The sequence below is a fragment of the Pedobacter sp. SYP-B3415 genome, from assembly GCF_004138205.1.
In the GTDB taxonomy this organism is placed as follows: domain Bacteria; phylum Bacteroidota; class Bacteroidia; order Sphingobacteriales; family Sphingobacteriaceae; genus Pedobacter.
Genome location: NZ_RXNQ01000036.1, coordinates 178,331 through 200,528 on the forward strand (window position 1 = coordinate 178,331; position 22,198 = coordinate 200,528).

Below are 22,198 nucleotides of genomic sequence, written 5' to 3' on the forward strand. Positions count from 1 at the left end.
GTTATTCCCACTTAAATGTTTTTACCGCCAGGGCATAAATGGCCACACCCCATGCCAGCAGGATCAGAATTTGGATTTTCACGTCCCATAACCCGGCGCCTTCAAAAGCTACCAGGCGCATGGCATCGTTCAGATACGTGAGCGGAAGAATCCGGCTGAGGGGCTGCAACCATTCAGGAAAAGCTTCAATCGAGAAAAATGTTCCGGCGAGAAGAAACTGCGGAAGCGTAATGATATTTGATATGGGCGGAATGGTGCTTTCGCTTCGCGCGAGCCCGGAAACAACAAAGCCAAACCCCATAAAGACAAGCACACCGAGAAAGGACAGGATCAGCATATTGATCACAGTTACCGCGCCGTGTACCAGCGTAAAGTGAAAAAAGAAGTGACCGACCAGAATGATAAATAAGGCTCCCAGCAGGGCAAAGCCGATTCTTGCGATACCTTCTCCAAGTACAATGCTCGACCGCCGCACGGGCGTCGCGAAAAATCGCTTGATAACGAGGTTTTGCCTGAGACTGAAAAACACGAAAGCGGTACCGAACACGCCTGTACTCAATAACGAGAAACCCAGCTGACCGGGGAGAATAAAGTCAATGGTCCTGTAAACCCGGCCCTTTATAGTTTGTTCCCGCAGCTCTGCAAGGCTCGGCTTTGCATTTTGCATATTTAACTTGTACATCAGGTTTGTCAGCAGGGAACGGAAAATATTGCCTTTATCTGCCGACGCCGAGGTATATTTTACATCTGCACGGTATGCAGGGCCCGGAACGGCATTTTTATGTACGCCGACGAGCGCATCAATATGGCCCTTTTTCAAACTTTGCTCAAGTTCTGCCGCGCTTTTATCTGTGATCAATCTGATGACGTCAATTTCCTTCAATCCCTTCATGACCGGGTTTGCCAGGTGGGAGCCCGGAACAATGCCAACCTTTACGCGGATCCCCCCATTACTCAGAAAACCGAACACAAGAATAAAGATCAGCGGAAAGGCCAGGGTAAAGATCACGGCTGAAGGACTGCGCAAAATAGAGCGAAAGCTCGCCTTTGCGAGGGCCAGTGTCGCAGTTGTATTGCTGTAGGCTTTTTGCATGGTATAATTTTTAGCCCTCACGCCATTCCTGGCCCGTCAGGTGAATAAACACATCTTCGAGATTTGCTCGTTTGACTTCCTTTTTACGTTCGAAACCTGCCTGAAGAAGGTTGTCGATGAGCTGGTCAGGCGTATCAAGCGCAATGATTTCACCACGTTCAACAAAGGCTACGCGGTCGCAAAGCTGCTCGGCCTCATCCATATAGTGCGTTGTCAGCACAACCGTTGTACCGCTGTCTCTGATCTCACCGATCAGCTGCCAGAGATTACGGCGGGCCTGTGGGTCGAGTCCGGTAGTCGGCTCATCAAGAAAAATGATCTTTGGCGAGTTTATAAGCGTTGTGGCAATCGAAAACCGCTGTTTCTGCCCGCCAGACAGGGCCTTGTATTTTGCCTTTGCCTTCTCCTGCAAATTTACCTTTGCAAGCATATCCATCGGCTTTACCCTTACTCCGTACAAACCGGAGAAAAGCTCCAGCAATTCAACAAGATTCAGATTGGGATAATAACCGGCTGCCTGAAGCTGCACGCCGATAATTTGTTTGATTGCATGCGCATCCTCATCAACAGCAAAACCGTTCACATGAACCGCTCCTGATGTTTTGGTACGCAGCGTTTCAATAATTTCAAGCGTGGTTGTCTTCCCGGCACCGTTCGGTCCGAGAAGCCCAAAGATTTCCCCTTCGTAGACGTCAAAAGAAATACCTTTTACCGCCGTAAAATCATCATATTTTTTCACCAGGTCGGTTACCCGGATCATTGCCTGCTTCTCGCCCATACGTTTAAAGGTAGGAAGCTTTTCAGGATAATGGAACAGCGCAGGGTCAAATAACCCTGCGCTTCAAAAACAGTATATGCTGTCCCCTGATCGGCTTCCGCCGTTTTACCAGCTCAATTTCCCTGTCATCAGGTCAACAAAGTCATCAAACAGGTAGCGCGAATCGTGCGGGCCCGGAGATGATTCAGGGTGATACTGCACAGAAAATGCAGGCTTACCCTTAACCCTGATTCCTTCGATAGACTGATCATTCAGGTTAACGTGGGTGATTTCTACCTTATCGGATGCACGTACCTCGTCCGGAATAACGCCGAAGCCATGATTTTGTGAGGTCACTTCGCAGTGGTTTTTAACCACATTTTTTACCGGGTGATTGAGTCCGCGGTGACCATTGAACATTTTCATAGTACCGATACCATTTGCCTCTGCCAGCAGCTGGTGCCCAAGGCAAATCCCGAAGGCTGGTTTTTCTGCAGCGAGAATTTCCCTGAAAGTCTCTACAGCATACGGCATGGCGCCGGGATCGCCGGGCCCGTTTGAGATAAAATATCCATTCGGCTGAAATTCTTCCATTTCAGTAAATGGCGTTTTTGCCGGGAACACTTTAGCGTAAATACCGCGGTCGTCAAAGTTGCGAAGAATATTTTTCTTAATACCAAGATCAAGAACCGCTACACGCAGTGATCCTTCAGGGTTGCCATAATAATAGGGTTCCTTTGTCGAGACTTGTGAAGACAGTTCCAGCCCTTCCATAGAAGGCACTTCAGCCAGCATTGACTTAAGCGTTTCAAGATCTGTAATCTCAGAAGAAATGATGGCGTTCATTGCCCCCTTGTCGCGGATATGACGTACAAGTGCACGGGTATCAATATCTGAAATCGCTACCAGGTTATCATTCTGAAAATAGTCCTGGATCGATTCCGATGCCTCTTTACGGCTATACAAAATGTTATAGTTTTTACAAACCAGGCCAGCTATTTTGATCGAACCGGATTCGATCTCTTCCTTATGAATGCCGTAATTACCGATATGAGCATTCGTTGTTACCATGATCTGTCCGAAATACGATGGATCTGTAAAGATCTCCTGGTATCCGGTCATGCCTGTATTGAAACAGATCTCACCGGTTGTGGTGCCGATCTTTCCGGCGGCCTTTCCATGAAAGACAGTTCCGTCGGCCAATAATAATACTGCAGGTAACTTGGTGTAGTTAGTCATGTTTTGTCAATAAATTAATCGGTAAAAAGAAAGAAAAAAGCCATTTGGAAGGCCTTTGGCCGGAAGGTTTTACGCAGGAAAGGTAAAAATCAAACCCGTTCATTTCGGGGTACAAAGATAGTATTTAGGTAGCATATCTGAAAGCAGAAAACAATATAGTTAAATACTTTTAGCACGATTTGCTTCGTGAACAGGTAACCTGTCTTCATGTTTACAAGTTATTGACAGAATAATGTGCCGATTACTTTTTACATTTGAGCCCTAAACAAAACAAGGCCATGTCCATACACAAGGAAGTAAAACGGGTTACAACCCATATCCTGCAGGAGATGAAACAGCGGGGCGAGAAAATTTCCATGCTCACCGCCTACGATTATTCGATGGCAACCATCCTGGATGATGCCGGGCTGGAGATTCTTCTGGTCGGTGATTCTGCATCAAACGTCATGGCCGGTCACGAAACCACCCTGCCCATTACCCTTGACCAGATGATCTATCATGCATCATCAGTTATCAGGGCTGTGAAAAGGGCCTTTGTTGTTGTCGATCTTCCTTTTGGATCTTACCAGGGCAATTCAAAAGAGGCGCTTAACTCTGCAATCCGCATTATGAAAGAATCGGGGGCACATGGAGTAAAGCTTGAGGGTGGCGTGGAAATCGTTGAATCTATAGAGCGGATCGTAAATGCCGGCATCCCCGTTATGGGACACCTCGGCCTAACGCCGCAGTCGATTTACAAATTCGGCACCTATACTGTGCGGGCTAAGGAAGAAGCTGAAGCCTCAAAACTAAAATCTGACGCGCTTGCCATTCAGGCAGCTGGCTGTTTCTCTATTGTGCTGGAGAAAATACCCGCAGCGCTAACTAAAATCGTTACCGAAAGCGTAAGTATTCCGGTTATCGGCATTGGCGCCGGACCTCATTGCGACGGACAAGTACTCGTCGTGAACGATATGCTTGGCCTGACAAAAGGCTTCAAACCCCGCTTTTTGCGTCAATATGTTGATCTGTATAGCCAGATCCATGACGCAGCGAAGGCCTTTATCGCCGACGTGAAACGCGAGGACTTTCCTAACGACAAAGAACAATACTAATTACGGGATGCCGGTAACCGATAGAGACATCTTATTTGAAGACAACCACCTGATCGCCGTTAATAAAAAAGCGGGCGATATTGTCCAGGTTGACGAAACCGGCGACGAGCCGCTTGATGAACAGGTTAAAAAGTACCTTGCCGCAAAATACAATAAGCCCGGAAGCGCTTTTCTAGGGGTTGTTCACCGCCTTGACAGACCGGTTAGCGGGGTTATACTTTTTGCGAAGACCAGCAAAGCCCTGGAGCGTATGAACCTGATGTTCAAAAATCGCGAAGTAAAAAAAACGTATTGGGCAGTTGCACGCAAGAGACCCCAGGAGCCGGCTGGAACACTTGTACACTGGCTGATTAAAGACCCCAAGAAAAACGTCGTAACCCCATATCTGAAAGAGGTGCAGGGCAGTCAGCGCGCACAACTCAGCTACCGCCTGCTGGGTGAACTGGATGGCTATTTTCTTATAGAGGTGGACCCGCTGACCGGTCGTTCGCATCAGATCCGCGTTCAGCTGTCCACGCTTGGCACGCCCATCGTTGGCGATAATAAATATGGTTATCCGAGAGGAAGCCGTAAAGGAAGTATATGCCTGCACGCCAGACGATTAGAGTTTATACATCCTGTAAAAAAAGAGCCTGTTACCCTCTTTGCATCGCTGCCGCGCGATGGGTTCTGGGAGCGTTTTGAGCGCTTTGAACCAGCAGAAAATTAATGTTTCTTTAACAAAACCGGCACATTATTTTTTTGTTATACTTGCAACCGGATTTCAATTTAACCCGATCATGGAGCAGAAAAGAATACTTGTAATTGATGATGATGAAGACGTTTTAGAGACCATTGAACTGGTCCTTGAGATAGGGAATTATGAAGTTTCAACCCTGCTGAGTGCCGAACAGGTGTTTGAGCGTATCGAGGAGTTCAGGCCTGAACTCATTATCTTGGACGTTGTTCTCGGCAAGATGGATGGCCGTGTAATCTGTGAGCAGTTAAAGATGGATGAGGACACAAAAGACATTCCGATTTTGATGATGTCAGGTCTTCGTGATTACCAGTATGTAATGAATGAGGAACATGCTCCTGACGACTTTCTGCCAAAGCCGTTCGACATCAATGTGCTGCTAAAAAAGATCAAAACGCTTTTGAACCAGCTGAGCCAGGAACCTGAAGAAAAATTCAGATTAAACTAAAAATATAAAGGCCCGTTAACCAGATTAACGGGCCTTATTTTATTAAATAACCATGCTATAACATGCCGCCATCAACAGGAATAACCTGTCCGGTGATATAGGCGCTGAGATCAGAGCCGAGGAATGCGCATACATTAGCTACATCTTCAGGCTGACCGGCACGTTTTAAAGGAATATTGGCCTCCCAACCTTCAACAACTTTCGGATCCAGCACATCGGTCATTTCGGTGCGGATAAAACCTGGCGCCACAACGTTGCTGCGAATATTGCGTGAACCCAGTTCTTTTGCTACAGATTTCGTAAAGCCAATAATTCCTGCTTTCGAAGCTGCATAGTTGGCCTGACCGGCATTTCCCTGCACGCCAACAACAGAACTTAAATTGATGAAAACGCCTTTACGGTTTTTCATCATGATTTTAGAGGCTGCTTTTGTAACGTTGAAGACCGACTTCAGGTTCACATCGATCACTTCGTCCCAGTTTTCTTCTGTCATGCGCATGAGCAAGCCGTCTTTCGTAATACCGGCATTGTTCACCACAATATCAAGCGTACCGAATTCTGCAACGATATCTGTAATGAGCTGCTCGGCTTCTGCAAATTTCGACGCGTCAGAGCGGTAACCCTTTACTTTTGTTCCGGCAGCCTGGAGTTCAGCCTCCAGAGCCTGCCCCTTTTCAACAGATGAGAGATATGTAAACGCCACGTTCGCGCCCTGCGCAGCAAAGACTTCGGCAATTTTTCTGCCTATTCCTTTGGAAGCACCGGTAACCAGCGCCGTTTTTCCTTCAAGTAGTTTCATTATTAATTTGATTTGATCTGAGACCGGACAGTGCCGGCAAACGCCAAATTTATCATTTCTTTTCCAGCTTCGAAACGTTTCGGAAGATCGAAATGCTGTCCATCTATGGCTATCGCATTCTATACTGCCGGTTCCTGCTGACTCAGGCAATGGAAACTGCCCAGTCCCCAGATAATATCAACAGAATCGATACCGAGAACCTCCCTGCCGGGGAAACAACCCCGAATAATTTCCAACGCCCGGCCATCATTCGGATCATTAAAAACGGGAACCACCACAACTTCATTTGCGATGTAAAAGTTCGCGTAAGAAGCTGGCAGGCGGGTATCTTCATAGATCACCGCAGCAGGCATAGGTAACTCGACTATTCTCAGCGGACGCCCGTCAGGCAAACGCAGCGTTTTTAATGCTTCAAGATTCTCCTGTAGAATGTGGTAATTTTCGTCTTCAGGGTTTTCTTCAACTACGGTAAGAACGGTATCTTCTGAAACGAAACGGGTAATATCATCAATATGACCATCCGTATCATCGCCAACGATGCCATCACCAAGCCAGAGAACCTGTTCCTGCCCGTAAAACTCCTTCAGATAGGCTTCAATTTCTTCTTTGGTAAGATCAGGATTACGGTTTTCGTTCAGCAGACAGGCGGTTGTGGTCAGCACGGTGCCTGCCCCGTTAAATTCAACCGAGCCGCCTTCCATAACAATACCCGGATGATAAACAGGCAGCCCGAAATGTTCGCCTACCCGGGTGGGGACAACATCATCAAGATCATAAGGCGGATATTTCCCGCCCCAGGCATTATACCCCCAGTCTACAATGGCTTTATTGCCCTGATCATCGGTCAGAAATGCTGGTCCGTGATCACGGCACCAGGCATCATTGGTTTCAATATGATAGAACTCTATTGCGCTGAGCGCCGCGCCAACCGCCTCAAGCTGCTGCCGGGCAAACGCCTCCATAGCAGAATCACGCACATTGATGCGCACTTTCTGTCCGCGCGCTACCGCCGCAATAAACTGTGCATAGGGTCTGTAGACTTTGTCAAGTTTGCCTGGCCAGGATGCCTCCTTGTGCGGCCAGCTTAGCCACATGGCTTCCTGCTTCGCCCATTCGGCGGGAAAGCGAAAACCTTTTGCCTTCGGTGTTGAGTCTACACGGCTACGTAATTCGGCTGCAAATTCATTCATATCTTTAGCTTCGGGAATGTCCCGAGATCATGTATATCTAAAAATCTGTTCAGACTGCTTAGTCTTCATCAATAAAACGGCGGGTAATCGGCTGGTAAGAGTCGATACGCCTGTCTCGCAGGAACGGCCAGTGTTTTCTGAAAAAGTCAGATTGTGTCAGATCGAGATCAACGACTTCGGTTTCTTCGTTTTCGTGAGACGCCAGATAGAGAATGCGGCCCTGCGCGTTTGCAGCAAAACTTCCACCCCAGAATTTCATGGCACCGTCCTGCTCAAAACCAACACGGTTCACACTGATAACCGGTACGCCATTGGCTACAGCATGCGAGCGCTGAATGGTTTGCCATGCGTTATATTGATCTTTATTGGTCTCCTCGTCCTGGTCTGTAGCCCAACCGATGGCTGTAGGGTAAAACAAAATTTCTGCGCCCATCAGTGCAGTGATCCGCGAGGCTTCAGGGTACCACTGATCCCAGCAAATCAGAATGCCAATCTTGGCAAACTTCGTCTGGAAAACTTTATAGCCAAGGTCGCCGGGCGTAAAATAAAATTTCTCATAAAAAGCTGGGTCATCCGGGATATGCATTTTCCGGTATTTACCCAAATAGGTGCCGTCTGCATCCAGAACGGCAGTTGTATTGTGATAGAGCCCCGCAGTACGCTTCTCAAATAAAGAAGCGATGATTACTACGTTCAGTTCTTTCGCAACCGCAGACAAGGCGTCTGTCGATGGTCCCGGAATGGCTTCTGCAAGATCGAAGTTGTCATAATCTTCAACATCGCAAAAGTAAAGGGACGTAAAAAGTTCCTGCAGGCAAACGATCTGCGCACCTTTTGCTGCGGCTTCCCGCACTTTCACTATAGCCTTATCAAGATTCTCCTGCTTGTCTTTGCTGCAAGTCATCTGTACAAGGCCTACTTTTACTTTACTCATCTGCTTGAAAAATTTTGCTGCAAAGTTACGATTTTGTTCCGTAACAGCTCATAAGGACCTGCATAGGCATCAGATGCTTACCTGCTGCTGACACGATCATTTCAAAGGGCGGTGGCACGCCCGTGGGTGATACGTAATCCGGCGCTGAAGACCTGCGCTGTATCCAGTCTTTTTGCTGCGGATGCGCGTATCAATGCTGCCGATCGTTTGAGCTTACCTTTAAACAGCGTTTTACCGTTTGAAGTAAGCCAAACCGGCCTGTCAAGATCGAGCATATCATCGTTAAGATAGATTGCCAACGACTGAAAGGTATTGGCTTCGAGCACAATTTCATTGCGATCTTTGCGAATGAGGACCCGCGCTGCATCGCCTGCTTTGGATGCAGTATCTGTTCCAAGCCAGTAAAAATCAAAGTGCCGGCGATCGTCCTGTACCCAGATCACTTTTTCGGGCAGGGCATTTCTTTTAAATCCGGCCATCCATGAGATGGCAACCGTATCTTTCCGGTTCATCCAGTGTCCAAGGCCTTCGTAGATGTGCACATCATGTTTATAGGCGCCCGGGTCGGCAGCCTCCAGGCTGTCCAGTTTTTTGCCCCATACGGCGGCCAGCTTGTTCCGGTCATATGCTGCGTCGTTGCCGCCCATAAAAATTGCAAACGGGAGGTTTCTGAGCGGAAGTGCCGAGGCATCGCCGGGATGTCCCGCCATCATCGACGCAGCTGCCAGTCTGTCGGCCATGCGTGGCGCCAGCTGATACAAGCCGTCGCCTCCGGCAGAGTAACCAAGCAGGTAGACCCGGTTTGGATCGACACCTTCAAATACGACAGCGCTTTTAATTACTTCATCAAGCATGGCATCAATATGCTCTTCATGCCAGAGGTTCCAGGTATTGGTCGGTGCGCGCGGAACAAAATACAAGCCTTCTGCAGGACTGTACAGTTTCTTTTGATTTTCCCATTGCCCATCGTTCACCTTTGGCTGGGTGTTGCCGCCGCCATGCAGTGAAATATAGAGACTTCTCTTGCCAGCATCAGCCTGGCCAAACACCCTGGTTTCGAATTTCATGACCTTATCGCCATAACTGATCGATTTTTTCTGCCATGCGGCGGCAGCCTGCCGGCGGTGATCAGTTTTAGCAGCGTCGACAGCCGAAACTGAAAGCTTTGCCGCAGTTGCCTTGTCCAGCTTTTGTGCGTTGGCAGTTGCATAAAGAGCCAGAAAAGTGCAGATCAGGAGTATCTTGTTCATGTAAAAAGTTTGCTGCGAAAATACGTAGCAGAAAAGATATTCTGAAAAAGACTTTGGGGAGTGTGAGGCGTGCATGGCGGGGGAGCCAGGCTGCATTGGAAAGGTCTGTACGCGGACCGTCAGGCAATGCGGTTGCCGGTCATTATACCGCTTAGTGCATCTCCTGCTGGTATTCCTGCTGCAATTCGCCAAGGCATTTTGCGCACAGGCAACCATCGTACAATTCGCTGATGTACTGCACTTCATTGATGCTCAGTTGTACAGCGCTGCACTGACATTTCGTATATGCGTTAGCCTTACATTCAATAGAACCACCGCAGCGTTCACAGGCTATAATTTCATGTTTACTATGCAGTTGCATGGAGCAAAAATAAGCACAAAAAACAAGGTCCCGGCAAAACCTGCCGGGACCTCGAAAAAATGGCATTGTAATGTAATTGTATAAAGGCACGCACCTTTATGTCTTTAACCGGAGCAGCTGATACAGCCTTCTTCCATGCTGCAAACCGGGCCATCAGGGATTTCGTCGACGACGGCCTCAACTCTGGCAGGAATAACCGGTTCAATGGCTTTGCCGCCCTGGTTCTCAACGGTGAACTTAACCGCCTGAGACGCTGCCTGTGTACGCAGGTAATACATCCCTGTTTTAAGGCCTTTCTCCCATGCATAGAAATGCATTGAAGTAAGTTTCGCAGTGTTTGGGGCATTCACAAAGAGGTTTAGCGACTGCGACTGGCAGATATATGCACCGCGGTCTGCCGCCATATCAATGATGTTCCGCATTTTGATCTCCCAAACCGTTTTGTAAAGATCTTTAATGTAAGATGGAATTTCCGGAATTGCCTGGATCGATCCATTCGCAAGGATGATCTGGTTTTTCATATCATTATTCCACAAGCCCAGCGCAACGAGGTCCCGGAGCAGGTGTTTATTTACCACAATGAACTCACCGCTCAATACCCTGCGGGTGTAAATGTTTGACGTGTAAGGTTCAAAACATTCGTTGTTACCCAAAATCTGCGAGGTTGATGCGGTTGGCATAGGCGCCACCAGAAGGGAGTTGCGAACACCGTGCTCCACCACGCTTTTGCGCAGTGATTCCCAATCCCAGCGGTTACTGTCAGGGCTAACATTCCAGAGATCGAACTGGAACTGACCTTTTGAAAGCGGAGATCCTTTGAAGGTCTCGTATGGGCCTTCTTTTTTTGCAAGGTCGTTGGAAGCCGTCATCGAAGCAAAATAAATGGTTTCGAAGATCTCTTTGTTCAGCTGCTTCGCTTCGTCGCTTTCAAATGGAAGGCGCATCAGGATGAATGCATCTGCAAGCCCCTGCACACCAAGACCGATCGGGCGGTGACGCAGGTTTGAAGTCTGTGCCTGTTCTACAGGATAGTAGTTGTGATCAATGATCTTGTTCAGGTTCAGGGTAGCCTGATAAGTCACTTCATACAATTTTTCATGATCGAACGTAGCGTTGTTTACAAACCTTGGCAGCGCAAGCGAGGCCAGGTTACAAACCGCTACTTCGTCTTTAGACGTATATTCGATGATTTCGGTACAAAGGTTTGAGCTCTTGATAGTACCAAGATTTTGCTGGTTCGATTTGCTGTTTGCAGCATCTTTGTACAGCAGGTATGGCGTACCTGTTTCGATCTGCGAGTCCAGGATTGCAAACCAAAGCTCCTGAGCTTTTACAACACGACGGGCACGTCCCTCCTGCTCATAGCCGGTATACAATTTTTCGAACTCTGCGCCAAAGCAATCGGCGAGGCCTGGTGCTTCATGCGGACAGAATAGGCTCCAGTCGGCATTGTCTTTTACGCGTTGCATGAAGAGGTCGCACATCCAGAGCGCATAAAACAGGTCACGCGCGCGCATTTCCTCTTTACCATGGTTCTTGCGCAGGTCAAGGAATTCAAAAATATCTGCATGCCATGGCTCAAGGTAGATAGCGAAAGCACCTTTGCGTTTGCCGCCGCCCTGATCTACATAACGTGCGGTATCATTGAAGACGCGCAGCATTGGAATAATTCCATTGCTGGTACCGTTTGTACCACCGATATAAGAACCGGTCGCGCGGATATTATGGATGCTCAGGCCGATACCACCGGCGCTTTGCGAAATTTTAGCAGTTTGTTTCAGTGTGTCGTAAATGCCATCGATACTATCGTCCTGCATGGTAAGCAGGAAACATGAAGACATCTGGGGCTTTGGTGTACCTGCATTGAAAAGCGTTGGGGTAGCATGCGTAAACCACCGCTCACTCATCAGGTGGTAAGTCTTAATGGCGCTTTCAATGTCTTCTTTATGGATACCCACCGACACACGCATAAACAGGTGCTGCGGACGCTCAACGATCTGTCCGTTTACCTTAAGGAGGTAGGATTTTTCAAGGGTCTTAAAGCCAAAATAATCGAAGCCGAAGTCGCGGTCATAGATGATCGAACTGTCAAGAATGTCGGCATTTTTTTCGATGATTTCCCAAACATCATCGGCAATAAGAGGTGCCTCTTTTTTTGCTTTCGGGTCTACGTACTCGTAGAGCATTTTCATGGTTCCCGAGAACGATTTGATGGTGTTTTTGTGCAGGTTTGACACCGCGATACGTGATGCGAGAAGCGCGTAATCAGGGTGTTTTGTAGTTAAAGAAGCAGCTGTCTCTGCCGCGAGGTTGTCCAGTTCAGAGGTAGTTACTCCGTCATACAAACCTTCGATCACTTTTTTTGCTACGTCAATCGGATCGACCAGTTCCGGGTTGAGGCTATAGCACAGTTTTTGAATCCGCGCGGTGATCTTGTCGAATTGCACCGCTTCTTTGCGACCGTCTCTTTTGATTACAAACATGTTTTTTTATTTAAGGTAGCGTGCCGGTGATCAAGCGCCGGCATCAAATCATTAAATTATTCGGAGCACACGGTCTTGACCCCTGCGCGCTCCGGCGGTATTTTTTTAAAAATCTTCGTCGAGTGAGAAACTTTGTGCTTTGTCTTCTGCAGCGGTTAGCACACCACTTTTCTGGTAGTCGCCTACGCGCTTTTCAAAAAAGTTGGTTTTTCCCTGCAGGGAGATCATTTCCATAAAATCGAATGGGTTGGTAGCCCCGTATATTTTCGAATAACCAAGTTCCTGAGACCAGCGGTCGGCCACAAACTCAATGTATTGAGACATCAGCTTTGCATTCATACCGATCAGCGCAACCGGCAGTGCGTCGGTTACAAATTCCTTTTCAATTTCAACCGCATCTCTTATGATTGTATGTACCTGTTCTTCGCTGAGTTTATTCTTAAGCATGCCATACAGCAGACAGGCAAATTCGCAGTGAGAACCCTCATCCCTCGAGATGAGTTCATTGCTGAAGGTCAGGCCTGGCATCAGACCGCGTTTTTTCAGCCAGAATATTGAGCAGAAGCTGCCGCTGAAGAAAATCCCTTCTACCGCAGCAAAGGCAACCAGCCGCTCGGCAAAGGTTCCGTTCTCAATCCATTTCAGCGCCCATTCAGCTTTTTTGGCTACGCAGGGCACAGTATCAATAGCGTGGAACAGCCGGTCTTTTTCTTCAGGATCTTTTACATAAGTATCGATCAATAAGGCATAGGTTTCAGAATGGATGTTTTCCATCATGATCTGAAAGCCATAGAAACACCGCGCTTCAGGAATCTGCACTTCGCTCATGAAATTCACGGCCAGATTCTCGTTCACAATACCATCACTTGCCGCAAAAAATGCAAGAATGTGCGAAATGAAATGTCTTTCGCCACTGTTCAGGTTATTCCAGTCTTTCAAGTCATCTGAAAGGTCGATCTCCTCAGCAGTCCAGAAACTGGCCTCGCTTTTTTTGTACATCTCCCAGATGGCCGGATAATTAATCGGAAGGATAACAAAGCGATCCTTATTCTCTTTTAATAATACTTCTTCTTCGTTTTGCATAAGCGCATCAGGTTTTTGTAACACATCATCTTTGGGAAAAGCCGACAATTATCCCGGCGGTGAATTTCACCACTGAAAAAAATGCATAACTATTTCCCTTATTTTATCTCCTTCGTAAAACAAATCCGTTTCATCAGATAATCATATTGTGACTGAGCTTGCAGGTGCAATTCCAAAGAAATCTTTGGTAAATCGAATCAGAACGATGCTTTCTAAAACTCTAGATCACAATACTTTAAACTACATAATGAACGACGGATTTCCCTTAGAATTCGCTAAAACAAATATATAACAAGGGGCACTTTTCCTTTTCAAAAGTTGTTAACACAAACGCTCAGGATGGGGAAAAGTCGATCAGTCCAAAGTCATAATCGGGGCGAAAAAATGCTAATCATTTCTTTTTAAGGGCTTAGCGAAACTTCACAAGTGTTAATAAGTATTGAAAAGGCGCTTTTTTATTGACTTATACCCCTTCAAAAGTCAATAGACCATGCTTGCAGACAGCGCGTTAACAAAACTGATTTGGTCAGCCGTAGATGATCGTTCCTGACCTTGAATGGTAAACCAGCGGTAGCGCAGACCATCTTATTTTTTCAGCATGTAGGTAATCTGTACGCGTGCCTGGCCGTGGCGGTAAAAGCCGAGGGCTTTTGCTGCGGCTGCCGACACATCGATAATAAACCGGCGGGTAAAAGGACCCCGGTCATTGACAGTTACATCTACAGATTTGCCATTGCTAAGGTTGGTCACGGTGACTACGGTGCCGAAGGGCAGGCTGCGGTGAGCGGCGGTGAATTTCTTCGCGCGGTAGCGTTGCCCGCTTGTTGTGTGGTGCCCCTCAAAACGTTTTGCATAGTATGTTGCCAGACCTGTTCTTACCGTTGCTGTCGAGTCAGCACTGCTGTCTGACTGCTGTGCAGAAGCCAGACCGAGCGCTAAAAACAAGAAACAGATGACCGTTAAAGCGTGCTTCATTGCGGTTTGTCAAAAAGCAAATATAACAAACGCGGTCACTAACCAAAAAAAACCTGCGTTTACATGCAATCCAGGCAGTTGATCCGTTCCAGGGGTAAACTGAAATGCCTATCTTCGAATACAGAACGATGAAAGTAGACAAAGAAAAAAGCGAGCTTCTTGACGATGCCATTGCGGAATGGGAAAGCCGGGGCCTTATAACGGAAGAGACAGGACAAAAGCTGCGGCGAACCTATGAAGTGAAATCTTTTGACTGGCTGCGACTTGCCCAATACTCTTTCTGGGTAGCCCTGGCCTGCGGCGTGATCTCGCTTGGGGCGCTGCTCATAGATCCTTCTATTCTGAAACAGCTGGAACGCATTTACGAAACATCAGATATCGTTATCGCGCTTGTGTCGTTTGCCCTTGCCGGATGGCTGTATGTAGCTGGTTTCAGACGCAAGAAAAAACGGGCCAGCCTCCGCTTCAGCAACGAAGCAATCCTGTTCATGGCGGTTCTGTTTACGGCCAATGGCATTGCATATTTCGGCAAATCAATAGACCGCGGCACCGGCCACTTCAGCCTGCTTATTCTTGCATCTGTCTTTGTGTACGGACTGATCGGATACTTCTTCCGCTCCCGCATGATATGGGCATTTGCCCTGATTTCTCTGGGCGCATGGTTTGGCACAGAAACCGGTTATCTGAGCCGCAACGACTACTACCTGGGAATGAACTACCCGCTGCGCTTTGTATGTTTCGGTGCAGCACTTACGGGTCTTTCGCTCCTGCTTAAAAAGCACAAAACCCTGTCTTACTTTTACCAGGTAAGTTACCTGAGCGGAATGATGTACCTTTTTATATCGCTTTGGTTTCTTTCCGTTTTCGGGAATTTCAGTAACCTTGATGACTGGTACAAGGTTCGGCAGCTCAGTCTCTTCTACTGGGGAATCATCTCAGCTGCGGCCTGCGTCTTGAGCACCTGGATCGGCCTGAAATACCGCGATGACATTGCGCGCGAGTTTGGTATTACTTTCCTGTTTATCAACCTTTATACCCGCTATTTTGAGTATTTCTGGGATAGCTGGCATAAAGCACTCTTTTTTTCGGTACTGGCCGCTTCGTTCTGGCTGATCGGCCGGAAGGCAGAAAAGATATGGAATCTCGATTTTTTGAAGTAGGCTGTCGCCGGGACTCCACGATCCGGCGTCTATAGATTACTTAATCAGATGCACATACACCAGCTTACCTACATGGTAGGCCCCGAGCCCCAGAAAAAGAAAAGCAATACTTTTGCTGATGATATAACTGCTCAGGTCAAATTTCTCCTGGATGTAACGGGCAAAGTGAGAGAAACCGTACAGGGCAAGGCCTGCGCCGATCCCCGAACCGATACTGAAAATGATCAGGGAAACGTTTCCGATCTCAATCCACTCATGCGCAATGAGGTAGGTCCCCACAAAGAGCCAGTATGGTAATTGCATCGGGTTCAGCACGCCAAGAAGCATCCCGTATTTAATGCTGTCGCGGTTTGAGGTTTCGGCTTTCGGCATCTCTTTCCGGCTTCGCCAGGTAATAACCCCCAGCACGCTGAACATAATGATCATAAATACATCGATCACTTCGCCGAATTTGAACTCACTGCTTAGCCATTGCACGAAACGCATGATGCAGAAAGTAAAGAACACCTCTACAGAAGCAAAGGCAATGATGAAGGCATATGCCTGCCTGATTCCCCTGGTAATGGAGATCTGCACCACCGTGAGGTTGATGTTACCGGGCGGGATGTATCCGATGGCGTTCAAAACAACACCCAATACGAAGGTGAGAAAAAGCATGGCTGCAAATGTACAATTATTTCAAATGCTCTTTCAAAAACTTACCGGTGTACGAATTTTCAACTTTTATCAGGTCTTCCGGAAGTCCTTCAAACACAAGTGCTCCGCCGCCATCCCCGCCTTCCGGACCGATGTCGATCACCCAGTCTGCACACTTGATCATGTCCATATTGTGTTCAATCACAATAACCGTGTTTCCCTGCTCAATAAGCGTATGCAATGCTTTCAGCAGCTTCTTTATATCATGGAAATGCAGGCCGGTTGTCGGTTCATCAAATATGAACACGGTTTTGGTTGCGTTATTTCCCTTGATCAGGAAAGAAGCGAGTTTAATGCGCTGCGCCTCGCCGCCCGATAAGGTATTCGACGATTGCCCGAGGTGAACATAACCCAGGCCCACATCTACCAATGGCTGCAGTTTGGCGAGAATCTTTGGCTCTTTGGCAAAAAATGCCACCGCCTCGTCAATTGTCAGGTCCAGGATCTCAGAAACGTTTTTGTCTTTATAGGTAACATCAAGCACCTGCTGTTTGAACCTTTTTCCGCCGCAGGCTTCACAGGGAAGATAGATATCTGCCATAAACTGCATTTCTATCCTTACCTCGCCTTCGCCCTGACAAACATCGCAACGCCCGCCTTCCACGTTAAAAGAAAATGCTGCCGGTTTAAGTCCTGCCGCCTTCGCACCCGGTAGTCCGGAGAAAAGCGCCCTGATATCATCCCAGGCCTTAACGTAGGTAACCGGATTCGAACGGGACGATCTTCCGATCGGATTCTGGTCTACCAGTTCCACCTGGCTTACCAGCACGTAATCACCAAAAATGCCGTCATGTTGGCCGGTTGCTTCTCCGGCATAATTGCCGATGGCTTTCTGCAGCGCAGGATAAAGAATTTTCTTGACAAGACTTGTCTTTCCAGAGCCCGAAACACCCGTTACAGCCGTAAAAATTCCCAGCGGAAACTTGACATCGATATTTTTTAAGTTGTTTTCACGCGCTCCCTTTACAAGAATATGATCGTGCCATTTACGGCGTTTTTCCGGAAGGTCGATCCGTTCCGAACCACTCAGGTATTTGCCTGTCAGGCTGTTGGCATCGGCAATAATCTCGTCATAAGTACCGCTAAAAACGAGGTTACCTCCATGCGTTCCGGCCTCCGGCCCGATGTCTATGATATGGTCGGCCGCTTTCATCATCTCTTCCTCATGTTCAACAACCAGAACAGTGTTGCCTACATTTCTAAGCGACTGCAGCACCTCGATCAGTTTATTGGTATCGCGCGGATGCAATCCAATGCTTGGTTCATCAAGCACATACACTGAACCTACCAGACTGCTTCCCAGCGATGTGGCCAGGTTGATGCGCTGAGACTCGCCGCCGGAAAGCGTATTTGAAAGCCTGTTGAGTGTAAGGTAGCCCAGGCCCACGTTATTCAGATAGAGAATGCGGTTGGTAATCTCTGCAAGAAGCCGGCGCGCAATCTTCTCATCTGTTTCGCTGAGTTCCAGCTCCTCAAAAAACTTCAGGGCGGTTGCAAGCGGCATCAGAACGATCTGGATAATGGACTTACCATTTATTTTTACATATGACGCATCTTTACGCAAACGGGAACCCCGGCAGTCAGGGCAGGTTGTTTTTCCGCGGTAGCGTGATAACATGACCCGGTACTGTATTTTATAAGTTTGCTCTTCGAGTTCTTTGAAAAATGCATTCAACCCGTTGAAATGCTGGTTTCCTGTCCAAAGCAGTTCCTGCTGGTCTTCATTCAGTTCGCTGTAAGGCCTGTGAATGGGAAAATCGAATTTATCTGCAACCCGCACCAGACGATTCAGCCAGTCGCGCATTTTTTCTCCGCGCCAAGGGGCAATAGCATTATCATACACGCTTTTGCTTTTATCGGGAATGACCAGGTCGCGGTCTATCCCGATAATATTGCCGTAACCTTCGCATCGTTTGCATGCGCCGTACGGATTGTTGAAACTGAAAAAATTTGGCGTAGGCTCTTCGAACTGCATATTATCCAGCTCGAAACGGTCACAGAAATGGGTTGTTTTTTCAGCAGCTTCGACAAAAATATCCCCTTTCCCTTCAAAAAAGCCGGTTTGTACAGAGTCGGCCATGCGGCTCAGGGTCTCTTCTTCGGTATTGAGCACGATCCGGTCAATGAGAATCTGAACAGAGTCTGAATCTTTGAGGGTGTCATCTTTCACATCTTCATCTTCGAGTACCTGCTCAATTTTGCGGATCTTGCCGTCGATGAGCACCCGGAGAAAACCTTTCTGAAGCAGCACGGCCAGCTCTTCTTTCAGACTGCGCTGGTTATGCGGATGAAGCGGGCAGAAGATCGTTACTGTGGTACCTTCAGGTTGTTTTGCCAGGAAATCGACCACAGAACTGACCGTATCCCGGCGTACCTCCTCGCCTGAAACAGGCGAATAGGTTTTTCCGATCCGGGAAAAAAGCAGTTTCAGATAGTCATATATCTCGGTTGATGTGCCTACGGTTGACCGCGGGTTTGAAGTAATTACCTTTTGCTCGATAGCGATAGCCGGGGCTATACCTTTTATATAATCAACATCAGGCTTGTTCATACGTCCCATGAACTGCCTGGCATAGGCCGACAGGCTTTCCACGTACCGGCGCTGACCTTCCGCATACAACGTGTCAAAAGCAAGCGAAGACTTGCCGGATCCGGACATGCCTGTTACGACAACAAGCTTGTTTTTCGGAATGGCGACATCTATATTTTTAAGATTGTGCACGCGTGCACCTTTGATAATGATATTTCTTGAGGGGTCTTTTTCGACTTCTTTCTTCATGTATGCTGTAAGGGGGATTCCTGACCGGGACAGATAAAAAAGGCGGTTGCTCATGCTCCGCCCGATTACAAAATTAAGTTGATAAACCGGTTTTTTGTTTTTTTTAACAATTTAATTGTTGCTTTTTGACAAAAATTGTGCTTTCTTTGACTTAACAACGACTGTAATAAAGCACTCGCCAAACCCAAACATAGGAGAAGAACTATCGAATCTAAACATCTACAAATTAATTTTTAGCAAATAGTTAGGGAAATTAGTGTAGGTAATCCTATGAAATTACAATCATTAAACGATCAGGAACTGGTAAAATTGTACATTGCTGGTAACGAACTGGTCTTGGAAGAGTTGTTAAAAAGACATAAATCCAAAATTTATACCTCTATATACCTTCTGGTAAAGGATTCATACCTTGCAGAAGACATTTTTCAGGACGCTTTTATTAAAGTCATAAACACGCTGCGCTCCGGCCGGTACAACGAAGAAGGCAAATTTTTGCCCTGGGTGATGCGCATTGCACATAATCTTGTAATCGACTTTTTCAGAAAAGAAAAACGAACGCCGGTCATCACCAGCTCGGACGGTACCGACGTGCTGAACACCCTGCAGTTTCACGATGAGAGTGCCGAAGAGCGTATGCTTCGGGATCAGACAGGAACAGACCTGAAACAGATGATCCGCCTGTTGCCTGATGAGCAGAAAGAGGTCTTGATTATGCGTCATTATGCCGATCTCAGCTTTAAGGAGATTGCAGACCTGACCGATGTCAGTATCAACACAGCGCTTGGACGGATGCGTTATGCGCTCAGCAACCTCAGGAAGATGATCAGCGCCAAAGAAATGGCTACCGGAATCAAATAGGCCTAAACGCGGTCGATTTGCGTGAAAATAAGGCCGCATTTTCAAAAAGTCATCGTTTTTGACGGGCGCCGGTAACATCTTTGTTAATAAGTTGTCAGGTATTAAAATAAATCCAAGGATTTAAAATAAATTAGATGGAGCCTCGTTTACTCTGTAAATGACTCCTAAAAATTATACCAGGCTTATGACAAGAACCTCTACTACTTTAAATGGTGCTGCATCAAAGGCACATCAACCTTTTGAGAAGGCGCAAAATTCCGTTGACATGGACGACGATCTTTTCTATGAAAATCTCAAGCCTCAGTTAGAGGGTCTGGTCAGGACACCCGGAGATGAGGTGATCGACAGAATTCTGGAATATTCCAGATCGACAAAGAAATAAATTCAGGCTGCAGGAATGCAGCTTTTTTTTTGCTTCAGCGTATCTTTGCAGGATGTTAAAAAAGGAGCGTTACCGGCAATTTGTTGAACATTTCTCAGTGCGCCAGCCCGATGCCGAGACGGAGCTTCACTATGAAAACCCCTACCAGCTGCTTGTCGCGGTGATTCTTTCTGCACAATGCACCGACAAACGGATCAATATGGTAACGCCGGCACTCTTTCAGCGTTTCCCGGATTCACGGAGCCTGGCAGATGCCACGCCTGATATCGTTTACGATTACATCAGAAGCGTCAGTTACCCCAATAATAAAGCGAAACACCTCGTCGGGATGGCCAAAATGCTGGAAGCCGAATTTGCCGGCAAGGTGCCTTCAGACATCAAAGATCTGCAACGAATGCCGGGTGTAGGCCGGAAGACGGCTAATGTAATTGCGTCAGTCATTTACCAGGCGCCCGCCATGGCTGTAGACACCCACGTATTCAGGGTGGCAAGACGGGTTGGCCTGACAACCGGAAGAACACCCCTTGCCGTTGAGAAGGATCTGGTCAAACACCTGCCTGAACACACCATTCACCTGGCTCATCACTGGCTAATTCTTCATGGCCGTTATGTATGTATTGCCCGTAAACCCAAATGCGAGGTCTGCCAGATCAGTCATATCTGCCGCTATTTTGAACAAAGGGTAAAAAAATTGCAGGCGGCAGAAAGAGCAGGATAATTTATTTTCGTCAAAGCCTTGACAGCACTAATTTTTTGTGTAATTTCGCTAATATATTTAGCATTTTTAGTTATCAACAGCCGGAGCATTTGCTCAGCCTAGACATTATATTTACGATCCAGATTTTTTTAGCATGAGCACAGCAAACACAGACAAATTAAAAGCTTTACAGCTTACTTTAGATAAACTTGAAAAATCGTACGGTAAGGGCACCATTATGAAACTGGGAGATACCGCTATCGAATCGATTGAAGCCATTTCCACAGGTTCATTAAGCCTCGACATCGCGCTTGGAATCGGCGGTATCCCAAAGGGCCGGGTGATTGAAATCTACGGACCAGAGTCTTCCGGTAAAACCACACTTGCCACACATATCATCGCCGAAGCACAGAAAAAAGGCGGCATTGCAGCATTTATTGATGCGGAGCATGCCTTCGATCAGTTCTACGCGAAAAAACTTGGCGTCGATACAGACAATCTCCTGATCTCGCAGCCGGATAATGGTGAGCAGGCACTCGAGATTGCCGACAACCTGATCCGGTCGGGAGCAATTGACGTAATCGTTATTGACTCGGTAGCCGCGCTGGTTCCTAAAGGAGAGATTGAAGGCGAAATGGGCGACAGCAAAATGGGTCTGCAGGCCCGGCTCATGAGCCAGGCCCTGCGCAAGCTTACGGGAACCATTTCTAAAACGGGCTGTGCATGTATCTTCATCAACCAGCTGCGTGAGAAGATCGGCGTTATGTTTGGTAACCCGGAAACAACAACCGGTGGTAACGCGCTGAAATTTTATGCTTCAGTACGTCTGGACATTCGTCGTATCTCACAGATCAAAGATGCCGATGAGGTTTCGGGTAACCGCGTTAAGGTCAAGATCGTTAAAAACAAAGTTGCGCCTCCATTCCGTATTGCTGAATTTGATATTATGTTCGGAGAAGGTATTTCAAAAGCCGGAGAAATCATCGATCTCGGTGTAGACTTCGGCATTATCAAGAAAGCAGGTTCCTGGTTCTCTTACGGCGACACCAAACTTGGTCAGGGCCGTGACGCTGTTAAACAACTTCTTCTTGACAATCCCGAACTCGCGGAAGAGCTTGAGGAACGTATTAAAACCGAGGTTACCGGCGAGAAACTTGAAGACAAAAATTAGGTTTTCAGCCGAT

The 22,198-nt window shown here is 47.3% G+C and carries 21 protein-coding genes; 8 read left to right on the forward strand and 13 right to left on the reverse strand.

Features of this window, described 5'->3' with window-relative positions:
* Nucleotide 1: 1 nt before the first annotated feature.
* The 3 genes from EJV45_RS18105 to carA all read right to left on the reverse strand — a co-directional run bounded on the left by EJV45_RS18105 (nucleotide 2) and on the right by carA (nucleotide 3,089).
* On the reverse strand, nucleotides 2-1,093 hold the full coding sequence (locus EJV45_RS18105; RefSeq protein WP_129717993.1) for an ABC transporter permease: 1,092 nt from the start codon (nucleotides 1,091-1,093) through the stop codon (nucleotides 2-4).
* A 10-nt stretch (nucleotides 1,094-1,103) separates the two neighbouring features.
* On the reverse strand, nucleotides 1,104-1,871 hold the full coding sequence (locus EJV45_RS18110; RefSeq protein WP_129717995.1) for an ABC transporter ATP-binding protein: 768 nt from the start codon (nucleotides 1,869-1,871) through the stop codon (nucleotides 1,104-1,106).
* Between the two features lie 105 nt (nucleotides 1,872-1,976).
* Nucleotides 1,977-3,089 carry a glutamine-hydrolyzing carbamoyl-phosphate synthase small subunit gene (gene carA / locus EJV45_RS18115; RefSeq protein WP_129717997.1) on the reverse strand — a complete coding sequence of 371 codons (1,113 nt, stop codon included), beginning with the start codon at nucleotides 3,087-3,089 and terminating at the stop codon, nucleotides 1,977-1,979.
* Between the two features lie 278 nt (nucleotides 3,090-3,367).
* Here carA and panB point away from each other — a divergent pair, with 278 nt between their 5' ends.
* The 3 genes from panB (at nucleotide 3,368) to EJV45_RS18130 (ending at nucleotide 5,367) form a co-directional block, all read left to right on the forward strand.
* Nucleotides 3,368-4,183: a 3-methyl-2-oxobutanoate hydroxymethyltransferase gene (panB, locus tag EJV45_RS18120; RefSeq protein WP_129717999.1), complete on the forward strand. Its 816-nt coding sequence runs from the start codon at nucleotides 3,368-3,370 to the stop codon at nucleotides 4,181-4,183.
* A 7-nt stretch (nucleotides 4,184-4,190) separates the two neighbouring features.
* Complete coding sequence (locus EJV45_RS18125; RefSeq protein WP_129718001.1) at nucleotides 4,191-4,892, forward strand: RluA family pseudouridine synthase; 702 nt, start codon at nucleotides 4,191-4,193, stop codon at nucleotides 4,890-4,892.
* 70 nt (nucleotides 4,893-4,962) lie between these two features.
* Nucleotides 4,963-5,367: a PleD family two-component system response regulator gene (locus tag EJV45_RS18130; protein WP_165305101.1), complete on the forward strand. Its 405-nt coding sequence runs from the start codon at nucleotides 4,963-4,965 to the stop codon at nucleotides 5,365-5,367.
* Between the two features lie 55 nt (nucleotides 5,368-5,422).
* Here the strand turns inward: EJV45_RS18130 and fabG are convergent, their stop codons facing one another.
* From fabG to EJV45_RS18170, 8 genes are all read right to left on the reverse strand, one after another.
* Nucleotides 5,423-6,166: a 3-oxoacyl-[acyl-carrier-protein] reductase gene (gene fabG / locus EJV45_RS18135; protein WP_129718005.1), complete on the reverse strand. Its 744-nt coding sequence runs from the start codon at nucleotides 6,164-6,166 to the stop codon at nucleotides 5,423-5,425.
* Nucleotides 6,167-6,285: 119 nt separating this feature from the next.
* Nucleotides 6,286-7,356: an agmatine/peptidylarginine deiminase gene (locus EJV45_RS18140; protein ID WP_129718007.1), complete on the reverse strand. Its 1,071-nt coding sequence runs from the start codon at nucleotides 7,354-7,356 to the stop codon at nucleotides 6,286-6,288.
* Between the two features lie 58 nt (nucleotides 7,357-7,414).
* Entirely contained in the window at nucleotides 7,415-8,290 is an 876-nt protein-coding gene (locus tag EJV45_RS18145; protein WP_129718009.1) for a carbon-nitrogen hydrolase, read from the reverse strand.
* A gap of 101 nt (nucleotides 8,291-8,391) precedes the next feature.
* Nucleotides 8,392-9,540 carry a dienelactone hydrolase family protein gene (locus EJV45_RS18150; RefSeq protein WP_129718011.1) on the reverse strand — a complete coding sequence of 383 codons (1,149 nt, stop codon included), beginning with the start codon at nucleotides 9,538-9,540 and terminating at the stop codon, nucleotides 8,392-8,394.
* A 151-nt stretch (nucleotides 9,541-9,691) separates the two neighbouring features.
* A complete protein-coding gene (locus tag EJV45_RS18155) occupies nucleotides 9,692-9,901 on the reverse strand; it encodes a cysteine-rich CWC family protein (protein WP_129718013.1) in 210 nt (69 codons plus the stop codon).
* Between the two features lie 104 nt (nucleotides 9,902-10,005).
* Nucleotides 10,006-12,384 carry a ribonucleoside-diphosphate reductase subunit alpha gene (locus EJV45_RS18160; protein ID WP_129718015.1) on the reverse strand — a complete coding sequence of 793 codons (2,379 nt, stop codon included), beginning with the start codon at nucleotides 12,382-12,384 and terminating at the stop codon, nucleotides 10,006-10,008.
* A 105-nt stretch (nucleotides 12,385-12,489) separates the two neighbouring features.
* Nucleotides 12,490-13,467 (reverse strand): ribonucleoside-diphosphate reductase small subunit, encoded by a 978-nt coding sequence (locus EJV45_RS18165; protein WP_129718017.1) that lies wholly within the window; start codon nucleotides 13,465-13,467, stop codon nucleotides 12,490-12,492.
* Between the two features lie 585 nt (nucleotides 13,468-14,052).
* Complete coding sequence (locus EJV45_RS18170) at nucleotides 14,053-14,442, reverse strand: septal ring lytic transglycosylase RlpA family protein (RefSeq protein ID WP_129718019.1); 390 nt, start codon at nucleotides 14,440-14,442, stop codon at nucleotides 14,053-14,055.
* 128 nt (nucleotides 14,443-14,570) lie between these two features.
* Between EJV45_RS18170 and EJV45_RS18175 the strand changes: the two genes are divergently transcribed.
* Nucleotides 14,571-15,602 (forward strand): DUF2157 domain-containing protein, encoded by a 1,032-nt coding sequence (locus EJV45_RS18175; protein ID WP_129718108.1) that lies wholly within the window; start codon nucleotides 14,571-14,573, stop codon nucleotides 15,600-15,602.
* A 36-nt stretch (nucleotides 15,603-15,638) separates the two neighbouring features.
* On the opposite strand, the gene EJV45_RS18180 is transcribed toward EJV45_RS18175, so the two are convergent.
* Both EJV45_RS18180 and uvrA read right to left on the reverse strand, forming a co-directional pair.
* On the reverse strand, nucleotides 15,639-16,259 hold the full coding sequence (locus tag EJV45_RS18180) for a LysE family transporter (RefSeq protein WP_129718021.1): 621 nt from the start codon (nucleotides 16,257-16,259) through the stop codon (nucleotides 15,639-15,641).
* A gap of 16 nt (nucleotides 16,260-16,275) precedes the next feature.
* Nucleotides 16,276-19,077 carry an excinuclease ABC subunit UvrA gene (gene uvrA, locus EJV45_RS18185; RefSeq protein ID WP_129718109.1) on the reverse strand — a complete coding sequence of 934 codons (2,802 nt, stop codon included), beginning with the start codon at nucleotides 19,075-19,077 and terminating at the stop codon, nucleotides 16,276-16,278.
* Nucleotides 19,078-19,347: 270 nt separating this feature from the next.
* On the opposite strand from uvrA, the gene EJV45_RS18190 reads away from it, so the two are divergent.
* The 4 genes from EJV45_RS18190 (at nucleotide 19,348) to recA (ending at nucleotide 22,185) form a co-directional block, all read left to right on the forward strand.
* Entirely contained in the window at nucleotides 19,348-19,935 is a 588-nt protein-coding gene (locus tag EJV45_RS18190; protein WP_129718023.1) for an RNA polymerase sigma factor, read from the forward strand.
* Between the two features lie 184 nt (nucleotides 19,936-20,119).
* The gene (locus EJV45_RS18195; protein WP_129718025.1) at nucleotides 20,120-20,317 is read left to right on the forward strand and encodes a hypothetical protein; all 198 of its coding nucleotides are present in this window, start codon (nucleotides 20,120-20,122) and stop codon (nucleotides 20,315-20,317) included.
* Between the two features lie 52 nt (nucleotides 20,318-20,369).
* The gene (nth, locus tag EJV45_RS18200) at nucleotides 20,370-21,035 is read left to right on the forward strand and encodes an endonuclease III (protein WP_129718027.1); all 666 of its coding nucleotides are present in this window, start codon (nucleotides 20,370-20,372) and stop codon (nucleotides 21,033-21,035) included.
* A 133-nt stretch (nucleotides 21,036-21,168) separates the two neighbouring features.
* Nucleotides 21,169-22,185 (forward strand): recombinase RecA, encoded by a 1,017-nt coding sequence (recA, locus tag EJV45_RS18205; RefSeq protein ID WP_129718029.1) that lies wholly within the window; start codon nucleotides 21,169-21,171, stop codon nucleotides 22,183-22,185.
* Nucleotides 22,186-22,198: the final 13 nt, after the last annotated feature.